Source organism: Leifsonia sp. Root1293 (assembly GCF_001425325.1).
GTDB lineage: Bacteria > Actinomycetota > Actinomycetes > Actinomycetales > Microbacteriaceae > Orlajensenia.
Genome location: NZ_LMEH01000002.1, coordinates 1 through 16,890, shown reverse-complemented (window position 1 = coordinate 16,890; position 16,890 = coordinate 1). Strand labels below are relative to the sequence as shown.

Here is a 16,890-nt window from a genome sequence, read left to right as displayed (position 1 = left end):
TTGAGAGTCAGCTGGGAGCGCGGCGATCAGTCGGTGCCGACCGCCTTGTCGGCCGCGTCCTTCGCGCCGTCGATCTGCGACTCGAACTTGCCACCGGTGACCTTGTTGGCGGCATCCGCCACCCCTGAGAGGAGCTTGTCGCTGATGTCCTCGGCCTGTTCGCTCTTCAATGCGCCCTTCACCTGATCACTGTTCAGGAACTCCTGGGCTTTCTTCGTCACGTCATCGAGTCCGGACATCGGTGTCTCCATTCATCGTCGAGGGCTTCTGACGTTCACGTTAGCCCTCGGATGCGGGCCGGGACAGGGCAGCCGGAAGGCCCGGCGCCGCGCACGGGGCGCACCGACTGCGAGAATCGATGGATGACCGCCGTTCTTCCCCCGTTCGAACCGCTCGTCGGACGATTCATCGCGATCGAACCCCTGACCAGGGCGCACCTCCCCGAGCTCTACGACGCCCTCGCCCATCCCGAGGTCTTCGCCGGCGGATTCGGTGGCGGTCCGGCCGGCTTCCGTGCGGATCGGGTGGGATTCCTGGCATGGGCCGAGCAGGGGTACAGGTTCGACAGCGAGCTCGCCCAGCCCTACGCCATCCGCCTCGTCGGTGGCCATGACGACGGCCGACTGGTCGGGTCGAGCACCCTGGCCGATTTCGATCTGCCCTTGGAGTCGACGCACATCGGATGGACGGCCTACGATCCACGCGTGTGGGGAACGGCCGTGAACCCCGAGACGAAGCTCCTGCTGCTCGGCCGTGCCTTCGACAGCGGGTTCGGGCGTGTGAAGATCCAGGCGGATGCGCTCAACGACCGCTCCCGCGCGGCCATTCTCAAGCTCGGCGCGCAGTTCGAGGGCATCGTACGCCGCGAGCGTCCTCGCGCCGACGGCAGTTGGCGCGACACCGCGGTCTACTCGATCCTCGTGGACGAGTGGCCAGCGGTGCGCGCCGGGCTGCTCGCACGCCTGGAGGCAGGGAGCGGCGACCCTGTGGTCCTTCGCCCTTACTCCGCTCGCTGACGACTCCGCTCGCCAACGACTCCGCTCGGAGACGACTCCGCTCGCAGAGGGCCGAGCGCAGCGACCGCCCGAAGCGCACCGAGGCGGCGCTTCGACCGCGGACTGCGTCCGGGCCTCAGCGAGCAGAGGGAGGCCGCTCCGGCACGTGCAGGCGCGCCAGCAGGTGGTCGACACCGCGCGGAACGCGGCCCCGGTCGAGCAGCGACACCAGTACCGTCACGCCGACGGCCAGAGGCACGGTCCACGCTGCGGGCAGCTCCAGCACCGTCCGGAGTGCCGGCACCGCCTGAGCGATCGCCGGGCCCGCGAGGATCGCCGCTCCGCACAGCAGTGCACCAGAGGTCATGCCCGCGATGGCGCCCCGCGCCGTCAGCCCGCGCCACCAGATGCCGAGCAGAAGCACAGGGCAGAGCGTCGACGCCGTGAAGGCGAACACCAGGCCGACGCTTCCCGCCAGTCCCGACGACGCCGTCATCAGCGCGACCGCCAGGGGAACCAGCGAACACGCGATCGCCGCGATCCTGAACCCGCGCACGCTCCCTCCCAGGAGCTCCTGGCTGATCACGCCGGCGAGGGAGACCACGAGTCCTGAGCTCGTCGACAGGAACGCCCCGAACGCTCCGGCGATGACGAGGGCCGTGACGGCGTCGCCGAGCAGTCCCGGAAGCATCCGACCGGGAAGGAGCAGCACGAGGGCGTCGGCGGTTCCCGCGTCGGCGATGTCGGGCGCGAAGGCCCGGCCGAGCATGCCGATGATCACCGGGAAGAGGTAGAACACCGACAGCAGCCCGAGCACGATGAGGGTTGTCGTGCGCGCGGCGTCGCCATCGGGGTTCGTGTAGAACCGCACGAGCACGTGCGGCAGCCCCATCGTGCCGAGCAGCAGCGCGACGAGCAGCGAGATCGTGCGGTAGGCATCGAGCGATTGCGGGCCGACGGATGCCGGGAAGGCCGTGCCGGCATCGAGTGAGCTCGGGGTTCCATCGGTGACCGCCAGAAGCACGAAGACCACGGGCACGGCGATGGCGACGAGCTTGAGCCAGAACTGGAACGCCTGAACGAAGGTGATCGAGCGCATGCCGCCCGCCGCGACGACGATGCCCACGATGACGGCGACGGCCACGGATCCCACCCACGGCGGCAGGCCCGTCGTGATGTTCACGGTGAGAGCGGCTCCCTGCAGTTGCGGCACGATGTAGAACCAGCCGACCACGATGACGATCACGCTGGTGAGACGCCGGGCGGTGCGCGACTCGAGCCTCGCCTCCACGAAATCGGGGATCGTGTAGGCGCCGGATCGCCGCAGCGGAGCCGCCACGAACAGCAGGAGCATGAGGTATCCGGCGGTGTAGCCGATGGGGAAGAGCAACCCTCCCGAGCCCGAGAGCAGGATGAGTCCGGCGATTCCGAGGAAGCTCGCCGCCGAGAGGTACTCGCCGCCGATGGCGGAGGCGTTCCACCACGGGCGGACGGTACGCGACGCCACGTAGAAGTCGCTCGTCGTGCGCGAGACGCGGAGGCCGTAGAACCCGATCAGTGCTGTGGCCAGCGCCACGATGGCGATGGAGGCGTAGCCGAGGGCGGCGTTCACGAGTCGTCGGCCAGCGAGCTGTAGCCGCTCTCGTTCCGACGCGACGCCCGCCGGTAGAGCACCGCGATGACGAGGACGACGGGGTAGGCGCCGAATCCGAGCAGCAGCCAGGGGAGCGGGACACCGGCCCAGGCGGCACCGGCGAGCGGCGGCAGAGCCGAGACGATGATGATGGCGGCGAGCGCGACGATGAAACCGAGCGCGCAGACGACGGCGAGCCGCAGTTGGGAGCGGATGAGCGAGCGCACGTACAGCCTGTCGGCCTCCGAGGGCTGCTGTCGGATGGCCGGTGTCGAGCCCGTTCCGGTGGACGGGCCGATGGCTCCGATGGCGCTTCTCGACGCCGACGTCTGCGGCGCGGTCACCCGCACCCGCGGAAGGGGCGGCGGTGGCGGAACCGGCCCGCGGTCGGGTCCGGTCATGGCGTCGGGCGGATGCGGCGGGCCTCGAGGGTCTCGCGCAGGGTCGGCAGGAGGCGGCGGCTCACCGGCAGCTCGGCGCCGTCGACGGTGACCGTGGGTGGCACGGCCCCGAGGCGGATGCGCGTGACATGGGCGAGCGCCACCAGGTAGGAGCGGTGGATGCGCACGAAACCGGCATCCGCCCACTGCCGTTCGAGGTCGGCCATCGGGATGCGCACCAGGTAGCTCGCCTCGGCCGTGTGCAGCCTGGCGTAGTCGCCCTGGGCCTGTACGTAGCGGATGTCGTCGCGTCGCACGATGCGGGTGGTGCCACCGAGGCTGACCGAGATCATCGCCTCCTCGGGCTGGGGCGGCAGGTGCCCAGAGACGGATGCCGCGCGCAGCGCGTCCAGCACCCTGGTGACCGAACGCTCCAGACGCTCGGGGCGCAAGGGCTTCAGCAGATAGTCGACGGCAGCGAGGTCGAACGCCTCGACGGCGCCCTCCTCGTCCGCCGTCACGAAGACGAGCGCGGGCCTGTGTTCGAAACGCGCGAGTGCCCGCGCGAGGTCGAAGCCCGACAGGCCGGGCATGTGGATGTCGAGGAAGGCGGCGTCGATGCGTTCGGTGGACAGCAGGCGCAGTGCCTCGGCACCCGATGATGCGAGGTGGATCGAGCCGATCCTGACGTCGCGGCGCAGCAGGAACGCCAGCTCGTCGAGGGCCGGACGCTCGTCGTCGGCGATGAGCACGCTCATGTGGCGGCCCGTCATCGGATGCCACCTCCTGCGATCTCGTGGTGGGGCTGGGACTTCGGCACCCGCATCCGCACCAGCATCCCGCTGCCGACGTTGGTCTCGACCACCAGGCCGTACTCGTCGCCGTAGACCTGGCGCAGGCGCGAATCGACGTTGCGCAGGCCGACGTGCTCGCTCGCGCCTCCGGCCAGTACCTCGGCGACGACGGCGGGATCGATTCCGACACCGTCGTCCTCGACGCTGATCTCGGCGAAGCCGCCGGCATCGTCGGCGCTGATGGTGATGCGTCCTCCGGTCTCCCGGGACTCGAGTCCGTGACGTACCGCGTTCTCCACCAGGGGCTGCACGCTGAGGAACGGGATCACCGTCGAGAGCACCTCTGGAGCGATCTGCAGGGTCACCGACAGGCGCTCGCCGAACCGGGCCCGCTCGAGCTGGAGATAGCTGTGGATGCTGCGCAGTTCCTCGGCGACGGTGGTGAAGTCGCCCTGCCGTCGGAACGAGTAGCGGGTGAAGTCGGCGAACTCGAGCACGAGTTCGCGCGCCTTGGCCGGATCCGTGTTGATGAAGGAGGCGATCGCGTTCAGTGCGTTGTAGATGAAGTGCGGGCTGATCTGGGCGCGCAGCGCTCGCAGTTCCAGTTCTGCCAGGGCCGTGCGCGATGCGTCGAGTTCGCCGAGCTCGAGCTGTGCCGAGACCCAGTCGGCTACCTCGCCCGTGGCCCGGACGAGGCCGGCACGGGCGCGCGGGGCGAATGCGATGACGGATCCCGTCACGACGCCGCCGCGGGTCACCGGGGCGACCACGGCGTCGAGGTGCGTGCGTCCCGACGCGATGGAGTCGCGCAGCAATTGCGCGCGGCGCCCTGAGACCGCGCCCGAGACGCCGGCAGCCAGTCGTCCAGCTTCGGCGCGCACAGCGTCGTCTCCGCCATCGAGCGCGACGACCACGGTTCCGGCCGTGATCGCGAGAGCCTCGCAGCCCAGCAGGATGCGCAGCGGGCGTGCCGCCTTGGCCGCATCGCCGGCGTCGAACCCGCCGCGCAGGTGCGAAGCGGCGCGTGAGGCCAGGTGCAGCGTCGTGTACGTGGCGCGTTCGGCATCGGTGCCGAGCTCGCGCGATCCGCGCACCAGCCGCCGAGCGATCGCGAAGGCAGCGGCGATCGCGACGCCGAGGAGGATTCCCGCAGCGCCGATCATCACCACTGACTCCGGCATCGCTTCACGACCCTATCCGCTCGGCCCGCATCGTTCACCGGCCGACGGCATCCGCTCGTCGCACGGTGCCCTCCGCTCGGCGACGACGAACGGATGCCCCTCCTCATGCGGCACCGACCGCAGCAGAGTGGGCACGAACCGCAGCGGCGCGGCGCGGAAGCGTCGTCGCTCCCCCACTCTCGAAGGAGAACGCCATGGGCAACGACGCCCCCGGTGCTGAGACGACGGAATCGACCGTCGACTTCCGCGCCGTTCAGCAATCACCGGAGTTCCAGAAACTGCGCAGTCGGCACCGCCGCTTCGTCTTCCCCGTCACGATCGCCTGCCTGCTCTGGTACCTGGCCTACGTGCTGCTCGCCGGTTACGCGCATGACTTCATGTCGACGCCGGTGTTCGGGGCCATCAACATCGGCCTGCTGCTCGGCATCGCCCAGATCATCACGACCTTCGCCGTGACCATGTGGTATGTCAGCTTCGCGAACCGCCGCCTCGACCCGCTCTCAGCCGAACTCCGCGCCGAGCTCGAGCCCGCGACGGGGGTGACCCGCTGATGCTGCACCTCGAGACCAGCGCATCGCCGGGCGAGCCGTGGATCAACATCTGCATCTTCGGCGCCTTCGTCGCGATCACGCTCATCATCGTGTTCCGAGCCAGCCGCAACAACAAGACTGCGGCCGACTACTACGCGGCCGGACGCTCGTTCACCGGTGGACAGAACGGATCGGCGATCGCCGGTGACTACCTGTCGGCGGCATCCTTCCTCGGCATCGTCGGGGCGATCGCCATCACCGGCTACGACGGCTTCCTCTACTCCATCGGCTTCCTCGTGGCGTGGCTGGTGGCCCTCCTTCTCGTCGCCGAGCTGCTGCGCAACACCGGCCGCTACACGATGGCCGACGTGCTGTCGTTCAGGCTCAAGCAGCGACCCGTGCGCATCGCGGCCGCCATCACGACCCTCGCCGTGTGCTTCTTCTACCTGCTCGCCCAGATGGCTGGTGCCGGAGGACTCGTCTCCCTGCTCCTCGGCATCAGCGATGGAGTCGGCCAGGCCGTCGTCATCACCGTCGTCGGCGCGCTCATGATCCTGTACGTGCTCATCGGCGGCATGAAGGGCACGACCTGGGTGCAGATCATCAAGGCCGTGCTGCTCATCGCCGGTGCCGGCGTGATGACGGTGTGGGTGCTGGCCCTGCACGGCTTCAGCCTGTCGTCGCTGCTCGAGCACGCCGTCGCCACGGCCGGCACTCCGGCCATCCTGGAACCCGGACTCAAGTACGGCGTGAGCGAGATCTCCAAGCTCGACTTCCTCTCGCTGGGCCTGGCGCTGGTTCTCGGAACCGCAGCGCTGCCCCACGTGCTGATGCGCTTCTACACGGTGCCGACGGCCAAGGAGGCGCGCAAGAGCGTGGTCTGGGCCATCTGGCTGATCGGCATCTTCTATGTCTTCACCCTCGTGCTCGGCTACGGCGCGGCTGCCCTCATCGGCGCCGACGTCATCGCCGCTGCTCCCGGAGGCGCCAACTCGGCGGCGCCGCTGCTCGCCTTCGAGCTGGGCGGCCCCATCCTGCTCGGCCTGATCTCGGCCATCGCCTTCGCGACGATCCTCGCTGTGGTCGCCGGTCTCACCATCACGGCTGCCGCGTCGTTCGCGCATGACATCTACGCGAGCGTCATCAAGAAGGGCAAGGCCGAACCCGGGTCGGAGGTGAAGGTGGCCCGGCGCACTGTCGTGGTCATCGGCATCGTCGCCATCATCGGCGGCATCGGGGCCAACGGGCAGAACGTCGCGTTCCTCGTCGCGCTGGCGTTCGCCATCGCGGCATCCGCGAACCTGCCCACCATCCTGTACTCGCTGTTCTGGAAGCGCTTCACGACGCGGGGCGCCGTCTGGAGCATGTACGGGGGCCTCATCTCGGCGATCGTGCTCATCATCTTCTCCCCGGTGGTGTCGGGCAACGAGACGGCCATGATCAAGGGAGCCGACTTCGACATCTTCCCGTTGTCGAACCCCGGTATCGTCTCGATCCCGTTGGCGTTCTTCCTCGGCTGGCTCGGAACCGTGCTCGACAAGCGTCTCGAGTCTCCCGAGAAGCAGGCCGAGATGGAGGTGCGCTCGCTCACCGGCATCGGAGCCGAGAAGGCGACCGAGCACTAGGGAACGTGCGCAGGCAGCCATCCTTCGGCGGATTCCGGACAGCGTGTTCGCGCGCGTCGTCCGGGGTCCGCCGTCGGCCGTAGTGTCTGGGGAGTGAACACACGCGGCACCCTCGGCATCTGGCTCCAGTTCCTCGGCATGGGCGTCGTCTGGGGGGCGAGCTTCCTCTTCATGAAGGTCGCGCTCGAGGGCGTCGGCTTCGGACAGATCGCGTGGTCCCGACTGGTGCTCGGTGCCCTGGTGCTCGGCGTCATCGTCCTCGTCACCCGCCCGCGGGTCGACGGGGGTCCTGTCCTGCCCCGCGAACCGGCGGTCTGGCTGCACTTCGTCGTCATCGCCATCAGCGGATGCGTCGTGCCCTACCTCCTCTACGCCTGGGCCGAGCAGTACGTCTCGTCGAGCCTGGCGTCCATCTACAACGCCGTCACCCCGATCACCACGGCCATCATGGCGACGGCGGTGTTCAGGGTGGAGAAGCTCGTGCGCGACCAGGTGCTGGGCGTGGTCGTCGGCATCGTCGGCGTGGTCGTCATCATCGGCCCGTGGGGCTACGCCGCCATCACGGGCGATCTCTGGGGCCAGTTCGCCTGCCTCGGCTCCGCGCTCAGCTACGGCTTCACGTTCGGGTACACCCGACGCTTCCTCAGCGGACGACCCATCGCCGGGGCGACTTTCGCCTTCCTCAACATCGGCATCGCCGGAGCTCTCATGCTGCTGCTGACGCCGATCGTGGCCGCAGGTCCCGTCGAGCTGGACTGGCCCATCACACTCAGCCTGATCGCGCTCGGCGCGCTCGGCACCGGTGTCGTCTACATCTGGAACATCAACGTGCTGAGGGCGTGGGGGCCCACCAACGCATCGACCGTCACGTACGTGACGCCGGTGGTGGGGGTCGTCCTCGGGGTACTCGTGCTCGGCGAGACCTTCTCCTGGCACGAGCCCGTCGGCGCGCTGCTCGTGCTCCTCGGCATCCTGCTGACGCAGAAGCGGCTGCGCGTCTTCGCCCGACCGGTGCCAGCGCCGGTCGGCTGAACTCCGGCCGGTGACCGGGCGCGCCTCGCACGGTGATGATCTCGTTCCCCATGCGCAGTCGGCATCCGACAGACTGGTGCCGGATGGGAGCGAGCATGACCGAGGAGCCGCAGCCGGCGTCGCAGTCGCAGCCGACGAAGCGGTTCCCGCGACTCCGCAGCAGCTTCGCTCGCAAGAGCATCGGCCGCGATGCCATGGCCGGGCTGGTTCTCGGTGTCGAGAGCGTCCCGGACGGGCTGGCGGCCGGACTGCTCGCCGGGCTCAACCCGGTCTCGGGCCTCTACGCCTACCTCTTCGGCATGATGGGCGCGGCTCTCTTCACCAGCAGTTCCTTCATGGCCGTGCAGGCGACAGGGGCCATGTCGCTCGTGGTCGCCGATGCCGCGATCCTCTCGCGACCCGATCCCGCCGGAGCCCTCGTCACTCTCGGCCTGCTCACCGGAGTCATCATGGTGGGAGTCGGCCTCCTCAAGGGTGGACGACTCCTGCGCTTCGTCCCGACCGCCGTCATGACCGGATTCATCACCGCTGTCGGCGTCAACATCGTGCTGGGCCAGCTCGGCAACTTCACGGGCTATGCGGCCAGGGGTGACGGCCGGATCCAGCGCACCTTCGACCTGCTGCTGAACATCGGCGGCATCAGCTGGCCCACCCTGCTCGTCGGTGTGCTGACGATCGCCGGCATCGTCCTGCTGCAGCGCACGCCCCTCAGGGCGATGGGGATGGTTGTGGCCGTCATCCTCGGGTCGGCGCTCGCCGTGCTGTTCGCCGATGTGCTCGGCCTTCCCGTCGCCCTCGTGCGCGACATCACCGAGGTTCCGGCAGGCCTTCCCGGCCCGGTGCTTCCCGATCTCGGCGAGGTGGTTCCGCTGTTCGTGCCGGCTCTCTCCCTCGCCCTCGTCGGCCTCGTGCAGGGTGCGGCGGTCTCCGGCGCCTTCCGCAACGTCGACGGCCGCACGGCCGATGCCTCACGCGACTTCATCGGGCAGGGCGCGGGAAACATCCTCTCCGGGCTGTTCCAGGGTGCGCCCGTCGGCGGATCGATGTCGGGCTCGGCCCTGATCGTCGCTGCCGGCGCGCGCTCCCGGCTGGCGTTCTTCTTCGCGGGCGGAGTGATGGCGCTCATCGTCCTCACGCTGTCCGGGATCGTCGGCTTCGTCGCGATGCCGGCGCTCGCCGCACTGCTCATCGTGGTGGGCGTCACCACGGTGAAGCCGGCCAAGATCGCCTCGGTGGCGCGCACCGGACCCGTGCAGACCGTCGTCATGGCGACGACGTTCGTGCTCACCCTCATCATTCCGCTGCAGTTCGCCGTGCTGTTCGGAGTGGGCCTCGGCATCATCCTGTACGTCGCGTCGCAGTCGAATCGCCTGCGCCTGGTTCGGCTGGAGTTCACCGAGGGGCGACGGATGCGCGAGACCCAGCCGCCCGGCACCCTTCCGGGCGCCGAGGTCGTGGTGCTCCAGCCCTACGGCAGCCTGTTCTTCGCGAGCGCACCCACGTTCTCCACGGGACTGCCCATGGTGACGGCCGAGAGTGCCGGATCGGTCGTCGTCATCAGGCTGCGCGGCGTCGACGAGATCGGGCTCTCGCTCATCGACGTGCTGCGCGGCTATGCCACCAGGCTCCAGGCGAGAGGTTCGCTCCTCAAGCTGGTGGTGAGCAACGACCACGTCTTGAGCCAGCTGAAGCACGAGAAGGTCGAGAGCCTGATCGGCCCAGAGAACGTCTACCGCAGCACCGAGTGGGTCGGAGACACCGTTCTGCGCGCCGTCGCCGACGCCGAGGCCTACGTGGCCGCTCAGCGGCCGGGCGGTGTCGCGGCCGACGATGGACAGCGGTGAGTCGTATTAGGGTCGAGACATGCCTGATGCCACGACGCCGGACGCCCACCGCGAGGCGGCTCTCGCCGAGCTGGGCGGCATCCGTCAGTCCATCGACAACATCGATGCAGCCCTCGTGCACCTCCTGGCGGAGCGCTTCAAGTTCACCCAGCAGGTGGGACGCCTGAAGGCGGCGCACGAGTTGCCCGCGGCGGATCCCGAGCGCGAGAAGCGTCAGATCGCACGACTGCGCGCCCTGGCCGTCGACGCGAACCTCGATCCGGCCTTCGCCGAGAAGTGGTTCAACTTCGTGGTGGCCGAGGTCATCCACCACCACGAGCGTCTCGCCAGCGACGCCGCGACCCCCGAAGCATCCGGCGACGCCCAGTGAGCTGGGACCCGCGCCACCTCCCCTCCCAGGTCGGCAGGACCTTCGTGGTCACCGGAGCCAACGCCGGCGTCGGCTTCTTCGCCGCTGCGCAACTCGCCGTCGCCGGAGCCTCGGTCATCCTCGCCTGTCGGAACGACGAGCGAGCGGATGCGGCGGCAATGGCCATCCGCACGCGCGCGCCTCGGTCGACGGTCGGCACGCTTCACCTCGACGTGTCGGACCTGTCCTCCGTCGCCGCTGCTGCCGACGCCATCGCGGCCCTTCCGAGGCTCGATGGCCTCATCGCGAACGCCGGGATCGTGCATCCGCCCCGCGATCGCGAGGTCAGCCTCGACGGCAACGAGCTCGTCTTCGCCACCAACTACCTGGGGCACTTCGCCCTCGTGAACCGGCTGCTGCCGACGCTCGAGAGCACGCCCGGCGCCCGTGTCGTCCTGCTCGGCTCGCTCGCGGCCAGGCTCACCCGTTCGGCGCTCGACGACCTGCAGCTCGCAGGCGCCTACGACTCCTGGACGGCCTATGCCCAGTCGAAGCTCGAGGTCGAGTCCTTCGGGTTCGAACTCGATCGGCGGCTGCGAGCGGCAGGCAGCACCACCCGGGCTCTCGTCGTCCAGCCCGGGTACTCGATCGGCGGTCTGAGCCCGCGCGTTCCCGGGGTCAATGAGCCCAGCCGGGCGAAGCGCTTCGGTGACGCGCTCCAGGGCCTCTGGGCGCAGGGCAAGGACCGGGGTGCGTGGCCGGTCGTGCGGGCGGCGACGGATCCGGCTGCCCAGGGCGGCTGGTACTTCGGGCCGAGTCTGCTCACGCAGGGAGCCCCGGTGCGTCGCCGACCGATCCGGGCGTCCACCGATCCGGCCATCGGCACGCGGCTCTGGGAACGGACCGAGGCGATCCTCGCCGGGTGACCTGTTCCGGGCCGTCGCTCACACCGGCTTGACCCAGCGGCCCCACTCGTCCTGCCGGACGTAGCCGGCGGCGCTCCAGATGCGCTGGCCCAGCTCGTTGCCGTCGAGCACCATGGCGTCGATGCGGCTCGCCCCGAGCGCGATCAGGCGCTTCTCGGCGGCATCCAGCAGCGCGCGTCCGATCCCGTGGCGCCGAAGCGCCGGATCGACCGCGAGGCGATAGAGATGGAACCGCCAGCCGTCCCAACCGGAGATGATCGACCCGACGATGCTGCTTCCGATGGTCGCGACCACGAGGGCTTCCGGATCGCGGGCGATGAGGCCGCGGATGGCGTCGGCACTGTCGGCCGGCCGGGCGTCGTTCTCGGCGGCGCGCGCCCAGAACGCCAACAGGGCGTCGACGTCGGCTTCGGTTGCGGCACGCAGGGGATACGGATCCACGGCACGATCCTGTCAGACTGCCGACGATTCGGGTGTCACCCGGGCGGCGCCCTATCGCGCGTCGCAGGGCTCGGGCACGATGGGGGGATGATCTCCCGAGAGCTCGCCGCCGAACTGCGCACCGCCGGCCTGGTGTGGCGGCCGGAGTCCGGAGACAGGTTCCAGATCGACATCCCCGATCTCGACGACGACATCTTCACCGTCAGCGAGATGACCATCGAGGCCCAGCACCACCCGACGGGCACGGTGCTGGGGTTCAACGGCACGACGGAGTGGGCCCTCGACTCCCTGCCGCTGACGGATGCCGTCTGGCTGCCGCGCGAGGACCAGTTGCGCGAACTGCTCCGCTCGAGGTTCCGCGCGCTGCGCCGACTCCCCGACAGCTTCGAGGTGACGATCGAGCTCGACGGCGCCGAGATGGCGTTCGAGCATCCGGAGCCGGCCGAGGCCTATGGCCAGGCGCTGCTCGTGGTCATCGCCCGAGCCACGGAGTGACGTCCGCCGCGTCGGCCGAGGCCAGGACGACGTCCGCGGGTGCAGCGCGCGCTCAGAACCCGAACGCCGTCACCGGCTCCAGCGCCCCGTCGCGGAGAGCCTCGAGGACGGCCAGCTCGTGCGGCACGACCGGCTCAGGGAGGGCGTCGAGCGCGAACCACCTCAGGTCGCTGGCCTTGTCCTCCTGCAACGCGGGCTCGCCCGTCCAGCGGGTGCAGGAGAAGAACACGTCGAGCCGCTCGTCGATGGCGGCTCCAGTTCCCCCGGTGCGGTGCATCACAGTGAGCGTCTCGAGGTCGCGCACCTCGACGAGCACCCCGAGCTCCTCCACCGCCTCCCGGGCAGCGGCGGCGAGCACCGACTCGCCCTGCTCGACGTGTCCGGCGGCTCCGGCGGCCCAGTACCCGTCGTAGTAGCCCGTGCCCGCGCGTCGCTGCAGCAGCACCTCATCACCGCGGCGCAGCACGACGTAGGCCGCCGGAATCAGGGCGAACCGCCCGTGTTCGCCCGCGTAGGCCTCGCTGTAGTCCTCGACCGCAGCCATGATCAGCCGGCGGCGAGAGGCGCGACGATACCGAGCTTGCCCTCTGCGGTGGCGATGGCGGTGCGCACGTCGGTTCCGGCGGAGCACTGGCCGCTCACGCCGACGGCGGCGTCAACCGAACTGAACACCCGGAGGAGCACGAACCAGGCGGAGCCGTCCTGGCCGCCGGAGCTCAGGAGCAGTGCCTCGGTCGGGTCGTCCCCTCCAGCGAACTGGTGAACCTGCGCGTTGTCCTCGACCACCTGGGGGTCCTCCTGCAGCACGGCCGCGAGGTAGGCGCGGGTCGCGTCGAGGTCATCCGTCCGCCCGGTCAGCTCCTCGGGAAGCAGCACCTGGCTCAATGTGAGAGTGCAGGCCTCATCACTCGAGGTGTACCCCCACGAGCCGGTGCCGTCGTCGGGGCTCGAGAGCGTCCAGCGCGGGTCGGAGACGAGCCCGTCTGCGATCTGCGGGAGTTTGTCGCCCTCGAAGCGCGGATTCGCGGCGAAGGAGAGCGGTGAGTCCGAGGCGTCGACGACGCCGCCGTCAGCCGGAGACGGCGTGGCCGGTGGCGTGGTCGATGCACCACCCGCGTCGGACGCCGGCGTGCAGGCCGAGAGCAGGATGACGACGGCGAGAGCCGCCGTGCCGGCGATGCCCGCCCGGCGCATCAGTAGCCGACGACAGGACCGAACGCGTCGGCGAGCGGCGCGCGGTTCGTCGTGCGCAACTCGTCGATCGGCACAGTGAAGGCATCCTGCACCTCGAGAGCGCCGAGTTCGGCATCCGTCACGCCGATGCGCAGCACCGGGTAGTCCCGGCCCTCGCACAGGCCACGGAACTTCACGTCGTCCTCACGCGGCACCGTCACGATCACGCGGCCGGCCGACTCGGAGAACAGTGCCGTCGCCGCGTCGACCCCGTCGCGCTCGATGATCTCGCCGAGCCAGACCCGGGCGCCCAGGCCGAAGCGCAGCACGCTCTCCGAGAGGGCGACGCCGAGGCCGCCATCGGAGAGGTCGTGGGCGCTGTCGATGAGGCCCTCGACAGCGGCTGCACGCAGCAGCTCGCCGAGTCGCTTCTCGCCGGCCAGGTCGACCTGCGGCGGCAGTCCGCCGAGGTGACCGTGCACGACATCGGCCCAGGCCGAGCCGTCGAGCTCCTCGCGCGTCGTTCCGAGGAGGTAGATGTTGTGACCCTCGTCCTGCCAGCCCGACGGGATGCGTCGGGCGACGTCGTCGATCACGCCGAGAACGGCCACGACGGGGGTGGGGTGGATCGGCACGTCACCGGTCTGGTTGTAGAACGAGACGTTGCCACCGGTCACGGGGATCTCGAGCTCGAGGCATCCGTCGGCCAGGCCCGTCACTGCCTCGGAGAACTGCCACATGACCTCGGGGTTCTCGGGGGAGCCGAAGTTCAGGCAGTCCGAGATGGCCACGGGGACGGCACCGGATGCCGCGACATTGCGGTACGCCTCGGCCAGGGCGAGTCGAGCTCCCTGGCGCGGGTCGAGCTGGCAGTAGCGGCCGTTGGCGTCCGTCGCCACCGAGAAGCCGAGTCCCGACTCCTCGTCGACGCGCACCATGCCCGCGTCGTCCGGGTAGCTGAGCGCCGTGTTGCCGAGCACGTACTTGTCGTACTGGCTCGTGATCCACGAGGCGTCGGCCAGGTTGGCGCTGCCCATCAGCTGCAGCAGCTGGGCACGCAGGGCCGGGCCGTCGGAGCTGCGGGGAAGGGCGGATGCCGAGTCGGCCTGCAGCGCGTCGATCCAGCTGGGGTACGCGACCGGGCGGTCGTAGACGGGCCCGTCGACGGCCACGGTGCGCGGGTCGACGTCGACGATCACGCCGCCCTGCCACTCGATGATGAGTCGGCCGGTGTCCGTGACCTCGCCGAGCACGCTGGTCTCGACGTCCCACTTGGAGGTGACGGCGAGGAAGCCCTCGAGCTTGTCGGGGTGCACGATGGCCATCATGCGCTCCTGGCTCTCCGACATGAGGATCTCCTCGGCGTTCAGCGACGGGTCGCGCAGCAGAACGTTGTCGAGGGTGATGTGCATGCCGCCGTCGCCGTTCGAGGCCAGCTCTGAGGTGGCGCAGCTGATGCCGGCGGCGCCCAGATCCTGGATGCCCTCGACGAGCTCGCCGCGGTAGAGCTCAAGACAGCACTCGATGAGCACCTTCTCGGCGAACGGGTCGCCCACCTGGACCGCTGGCCGCTTGGTCGGGCCGCCCTCTGCGAAGGTGTCGGAGGCGAGGATGGATGCTCCGCCGATGCCGTCGCCACCGGTGCGGGCGCCGAACAGCACGACCTTGTTGCCGACGCCGCGGGCGTTGGCGAGGTGCAGGTCCTCGTGTCGCAGCACGCCGACCGCGAGGGCGTTGACCAGCGGGTTGGCCTGGTAGACGGAATCGAACCAGGTCTCGCCGCCGATGTTCGGAAGGCCGAGGCAGTTGCCGTAGAACGAGATGCCGGACACCACGCCGTGAACGACCCTGGCGGTGTCCGGGTGGTCGATCGCGCCGAAGCGGAGCGCATCCATCACGGCGACGGGGCGTGCGCCCATCGAGATGATGTCGCGGACGATTCCGCCGACGCCCGTCGCGGCACCCTGGAAGGGCTCGATGTAAGAGGGGTGGTTGTGCGACTCGATCTTGAAGGTGACGGCCCAGCCCTCGCCGACGTCGACGACGCCGGCGTTCTCGCCCATGCCCACCATGAGGTTCTTCTTCATGGCGGGGGAGACCTTCTGGCCGAACTGGCGCAGGTAGTTCTTCGAGCTCTTGTAGGAGCAGTGCTCGCTCCACATCACCGAGTACATGGCGAGCTCGCCGCTGGTCGGGCGGCGGCCCAGGATGTCGCGGATGCTCTGGTACTCATCGGGCTTCAGCCCGAGAGCCGCATACGGCTGCTCCTTCTCGGGAGTGGCTGCAGCGTTCTCGATGGTGTCGAGCACGGGCACGGTGGGAGTGGAAGTGGTCACGGGTGGCGAACTCCAGAAGAAGGGGGGCGCTTCGACGGGCCCGGCGCGAAGCGCGGGCGATCTCAGCGGGACAGCCTGACCGGCTCAGTCTACCGTCGGCCGATGGCGCCCGGTCCGTCGTCCCTGCCTCGGTCGGAGGGCCGAGCGGCCGGCGCTCTTCGGAACGGTGCCCGGGATAGCCTGACTGCGTGAGCAACCCGACTGCAGCTGAACAGGTGTCCGCACGGATCCACGTGATCCCCGACTTCCCGGAAGCGGGCATCCAGTTCCAGGACCTGACGCCGGTGTTCGCTGATGCCGCTGCCTTCAGGGTGATGTGCGAGGCGCTGGTGGCGCCGTTCGCCGGCACCTTCGACATCCTCGGCGGGCTCGAGGCGCGCGGCTTCATCATCGCGGGTGGCGCCTCGATCCTGACCGGTGCGGGTGTGCTGCCGGTCCGCAAAGCGGGCAAGCTCCCCCGTCGCGTCATCACTGAGACGTACGAGCTGGAGTACGGAGTCGCGAGCCTCGAAGTCCACGAAGACGAACTGCCCGCTGGCTCCCGCGTGCTCGTCATCGACGACGTCCTCGCCACGGGTGGCACGGCGCAGGCGGCCTGCCGCCTCATCGAACGTGCCGGCTGGGCTGTCGCCGGCGTCGCGGTCACGCTCGAGCTCGAGGGCCTGGGCGGCCGCGAGCAGCTCGCCGAATACGAGGTGTTCAGCCTCCTGCAGGCCTGAAACCGACCGACACGCCCGGGCTGCTCCCCGAATTTGCGACGAGCGTTCCGGCCACGTAACTTATTACTCATCACCCCAAAGGTGCGGCAGAGCGCCAAGGTTCATCAGAATCGTGCTCGCCGGCCTCAAGTGGGGATCACCCCCTGGAACACACAGACGAAAAGTCTTCGGACTACATCTGCGCCAGGGGTTCACCCGCTCTCGTGCAAGCGTCAAGCTTCGAGTCGCGTACGTCGAGTCAGTCCCAATGAGGATGCTCGGTCAGGCGCGAAACACTCGATTTGACAGCGAGAACGAGACGGGTAATATAGAGAAGTTGCCTCGGAGTTGATCACCTTTATGGGTGTGAAGTCGGGAGCGTCCGATCCTTGAGAACTCAACAGCGTGCACAATGTCAAATGCCAAAAACCTCGTGTGTGTGTGATCCGTTTCTAGCG

Annotated in this window: 18 protein-coding genes; 9 read left to right on the top strand and 9 right to left on the bottom strand. The window is 69.2% G+C overall.

Features of this window, described 5'->3' with window-relative positions; all coding sequences use genetic code 11:
- Positions 1–26 precede the first annotated feature (26 nt).
- Positions 27–239 carry an Rv0909 family putative TA system antitoxin gene (locus ASC59_RS11915; protein ID WP_055823332.1) on the bottom strand — a complete coding sequence of 71 codons (213 nt, stop codon included), beginning with the start codon at positions 237–239 and terminating at the stop codon, positions 27–29.
- A 123-nt stretch (positions 240–362) separates the two neighbouring features.
- Here ASC59_RS11915 and ASC59_RS11910 point away from each other — a divergent pair, with 123 nt between their 5' ends.
- The gene (locus tag ASC59_RS11910; RefSeq protein ID WP_055823329.1) at positions 363–1,016 is read left to right on the top strand and encodes a GNAT family N-acetyltransferase; all 654 of its coding nucleotides are present in this window, start codon (positions 363–365) and stop codon (positions 1,014–1,016) included.
- 115 nt (positions 1,017–1,131) lie between these two features.
- On the opposite strand, the gene ASC59_RS11905 is transcribed toward ASC59_RS11910, so the two are convergent.
- From ASC59_RS11905 to ASC59_RS11890, 4 genes are read right to left on the bottom strand one after another with little or no spacing between them, the layout of a single operon-like run.
- Positions 1,132–2,607, bottom strand: coding sequence for a sodium/solute symporter (locus ASC59_RS11905; protein ID WP_055823326.1), 1,476 nt, complete (start codon positions 2,605–2,607; stop codon positions 1,132–1,134).
- On the bottom strand, positions 2,604–3,029 hold the full coding sequence (locus ASC59_RS11900) for a hypothetical protein (RefSeq protein ID WP_055823323.1): 426 nt from the start codon (positions 3,027–3,029) through the stop codon (positions 2,604–2,606). The genes ASC59_RS11905 and ASC59_RS11900 overlap by 4 nt, the downstream gene beginning before the upstream one ends.
- Positions 3,026–3,781, bottom strand: a complete 756-nt coding sequence (locus tag ASC59_RS11895; protein WP_235492713.1) for a LytR/AlgR family response regulator transcription factor — start codon at positions 3,779–3,781, stop codon at positions 3,026–3,028. The genes ASC59_RS11900 and ASC59_RS11895 overlap by 4 nt, the downstream gene beginning before the upstream one ends.
- Positions 3,778–4,983 (bottom strand): histidine kinase, encoded by a 1,206-nt coding sequence (locus ASC59_RS11890; RefSeq protein ID WP_055823320.1) that lies wholly within the window; start codon positions 4,981–4,983, stop codon positions 3,778–3,780. The genes ASC59_RS11895 and ASC59_RS11890 overlap by 4 nt, the downstream gene beginning before the upstream one ends.
- Positions 4,984–5,177: 194 nt before the next feature.
- On the opposite strand from ASC59_RS11890, the gene ASC59_RS11885 reads away from it, so the two are divergent.
- The 6 genes from ASC59_RS11885 (at position 5,178) to ASC59_RS11860 (ending at position 11,289) form a co-directional block, all read left to right on the top strand.
- Positions 5,178–5,534 carry a DUF485 domain-containing protein gene (locus tag ASC59_RS11885; RefSeq protein ID WP_055823317.1) on the top strand — a complete coding sequence of 119 codons (357 nt, stop codon included), beginning with the start codon at positions 5,178–5,180 and terminating at the stop codon, positions 5,532–5,534.
- Positions 5,534–7,138 carry a solute symporter family protein gene (locus ASC59_RS11880; protein ID WP_055823314.1) on the top strand — a complete coding sequence of 535 codons (1,605 nt, stop codon included), beginning with the start codon at positions 5,534–5,536 and terminating at the stop codon, positions 7,136–7,138. Before ASC59_RS11885 ends, ASC59_RS11880 begins: the two co-directional genes overlap by 1 nt.
- Positions 7,139–7,276: 138 nt before the next feature.
- Positions 7,277–8,170, top strand: a complete 894-nt coding sequence (locus ASC59_RS11875; RefSeq protein WP_055825396.1) for a DMT family transporter — start codon at positions 7,277–7,279, stop codon at positions 8,168–8,170.
- Between the two features lie 95 nt (positions 8,171–8,265).
- Positions 8,266–10,014 (top strand): SulP family inorganic anion transporter, encoded by a 1,749-nt coding sequence (locus tag ASC59_RS11870; protein ID WP_055823312.1) that lies wholly within the window; start codon positions 8,266–8,268, stop codon positions 10,012–10,014.
- A 19-nt stretch (positions 10,015–10,033) separates the two neighbouring features.
- Positions 10,034–10,384, top strand: a complete 351-nt coding sequence (locus ASC59_RS11865; RefSeq protein ID WP_055823309.1) for a chorismate mutase — start codon at positions 10,034–10,036, stop codon at positions 10,382–10,384.
- Positions 10,381–11,289, top strand: coding sequence for an SDR family NAD(P)-dependent oxidoreductase (locus ASC59_RS11860; protein ID WP_055823306.1), 909 nt, complete (start codon positions 10,381–10,383; stop codon positions 11,287–11,289). The genes ASC59_RS11865 and ASC59_RS11860 overlap by 4 nt, the downstream gene beginning before the upstream one ends.
- An 18-nt stretch (positions 11,290–11,307) precedes the next feature.
- Here the strand turns inward: ASC59_RS11860 and ASC59_RS11855 are convergent, their stop codons facing one another.
- Positions 11,308–11,730 (bottom strand): GNAT family N-acetyltransferase, encoded by a 423-nt coding sequence (locus ASC59_RS11855; RefSeq protein WP_055823303.1) that lies wholly within the window; start codon positions 11,728–11,730, stop codon positions 11,308–11,310.
- A gap of 87 nt (positions 11,731–11,817) precedes the next feature.
- On the opposite strand from ASC59_RS11855, the gene ASC59_RS11850 reads away from it, so the two are divergent.
- Positions 11,818–12,225, top strand: coding sequence for a hypothetical protein (locus tag ASC59_RS11850; protein ID WP_055823300.1), 408 nt, complete (start codon positions 11,818–11,820; stop codon positions 12,223–12,225).
- Positions 12,226–12,277: 52 nt separating this feature from the next.
- Here the strand turns inward: ASC59_RS11850 and ASC59_RS11845 are convergent, their stop codons facing one another.
- Genes ASC59_RS11845 through purL form a run of 3 tightly spaced genes read right to left on the bottom strand, consistent with a single transcriptional unit; the run spans position 12,278 to position 15,734 of the window.
- A complete protein-coding gene (locus ASC59_RS11845) occupies positions 12,278–12,769 on the bottom strand; it encodes an NUDIX domain-containing protein (RefSeq protein WP_055823297.1) in 492 nt (163 codons plus the stop codon).
- A 2-nt stretch (positions 12,770–12,771) separates the two neighbouring features.
- Complete coding sequence (locus ASC59_RS11840) at positions 12,772–13,419, bottom strand: hypothetical protein (RefSeq protein WP_055823294.1); 648 nt, start codon at positions 13,417–13,419, stop codon at positions 12,772–12,774.
- The gene (purL, locus tag ASC59_RS11835) at positions 13,419–15,734 is read right to left on the bottom strand and encodes a phosphoribosylformylglycinamidine synthase subunit PurL (protein ID WP_055823291.1); all 2,316 of its coding nucleotides are present in this window, start codon (positions 15,732–15,734) and stop codon (positions 13,419–13,421) included. Before purL ends, ASC59_RS11840 begins: the two co-directional genes overlap by 1 nt.
- 188 nt (positions 15,735–15,922) lie before the next feature.
- On the opposite strand from purL, the gene ASC59_RS11830 reads away from it, so the two are divergent.
- A complete protein-coding gene (locus ASC59_RS11830; protein WP_055823288.1) occupies positions 15,923–16,453 on the top strand; it encodes an adenine phosphoribosyltransferase in 531 nt (176 codons plus the stop codon).
- Positions 16,454–16,890 lie beyond the last annotated feature (437 nt).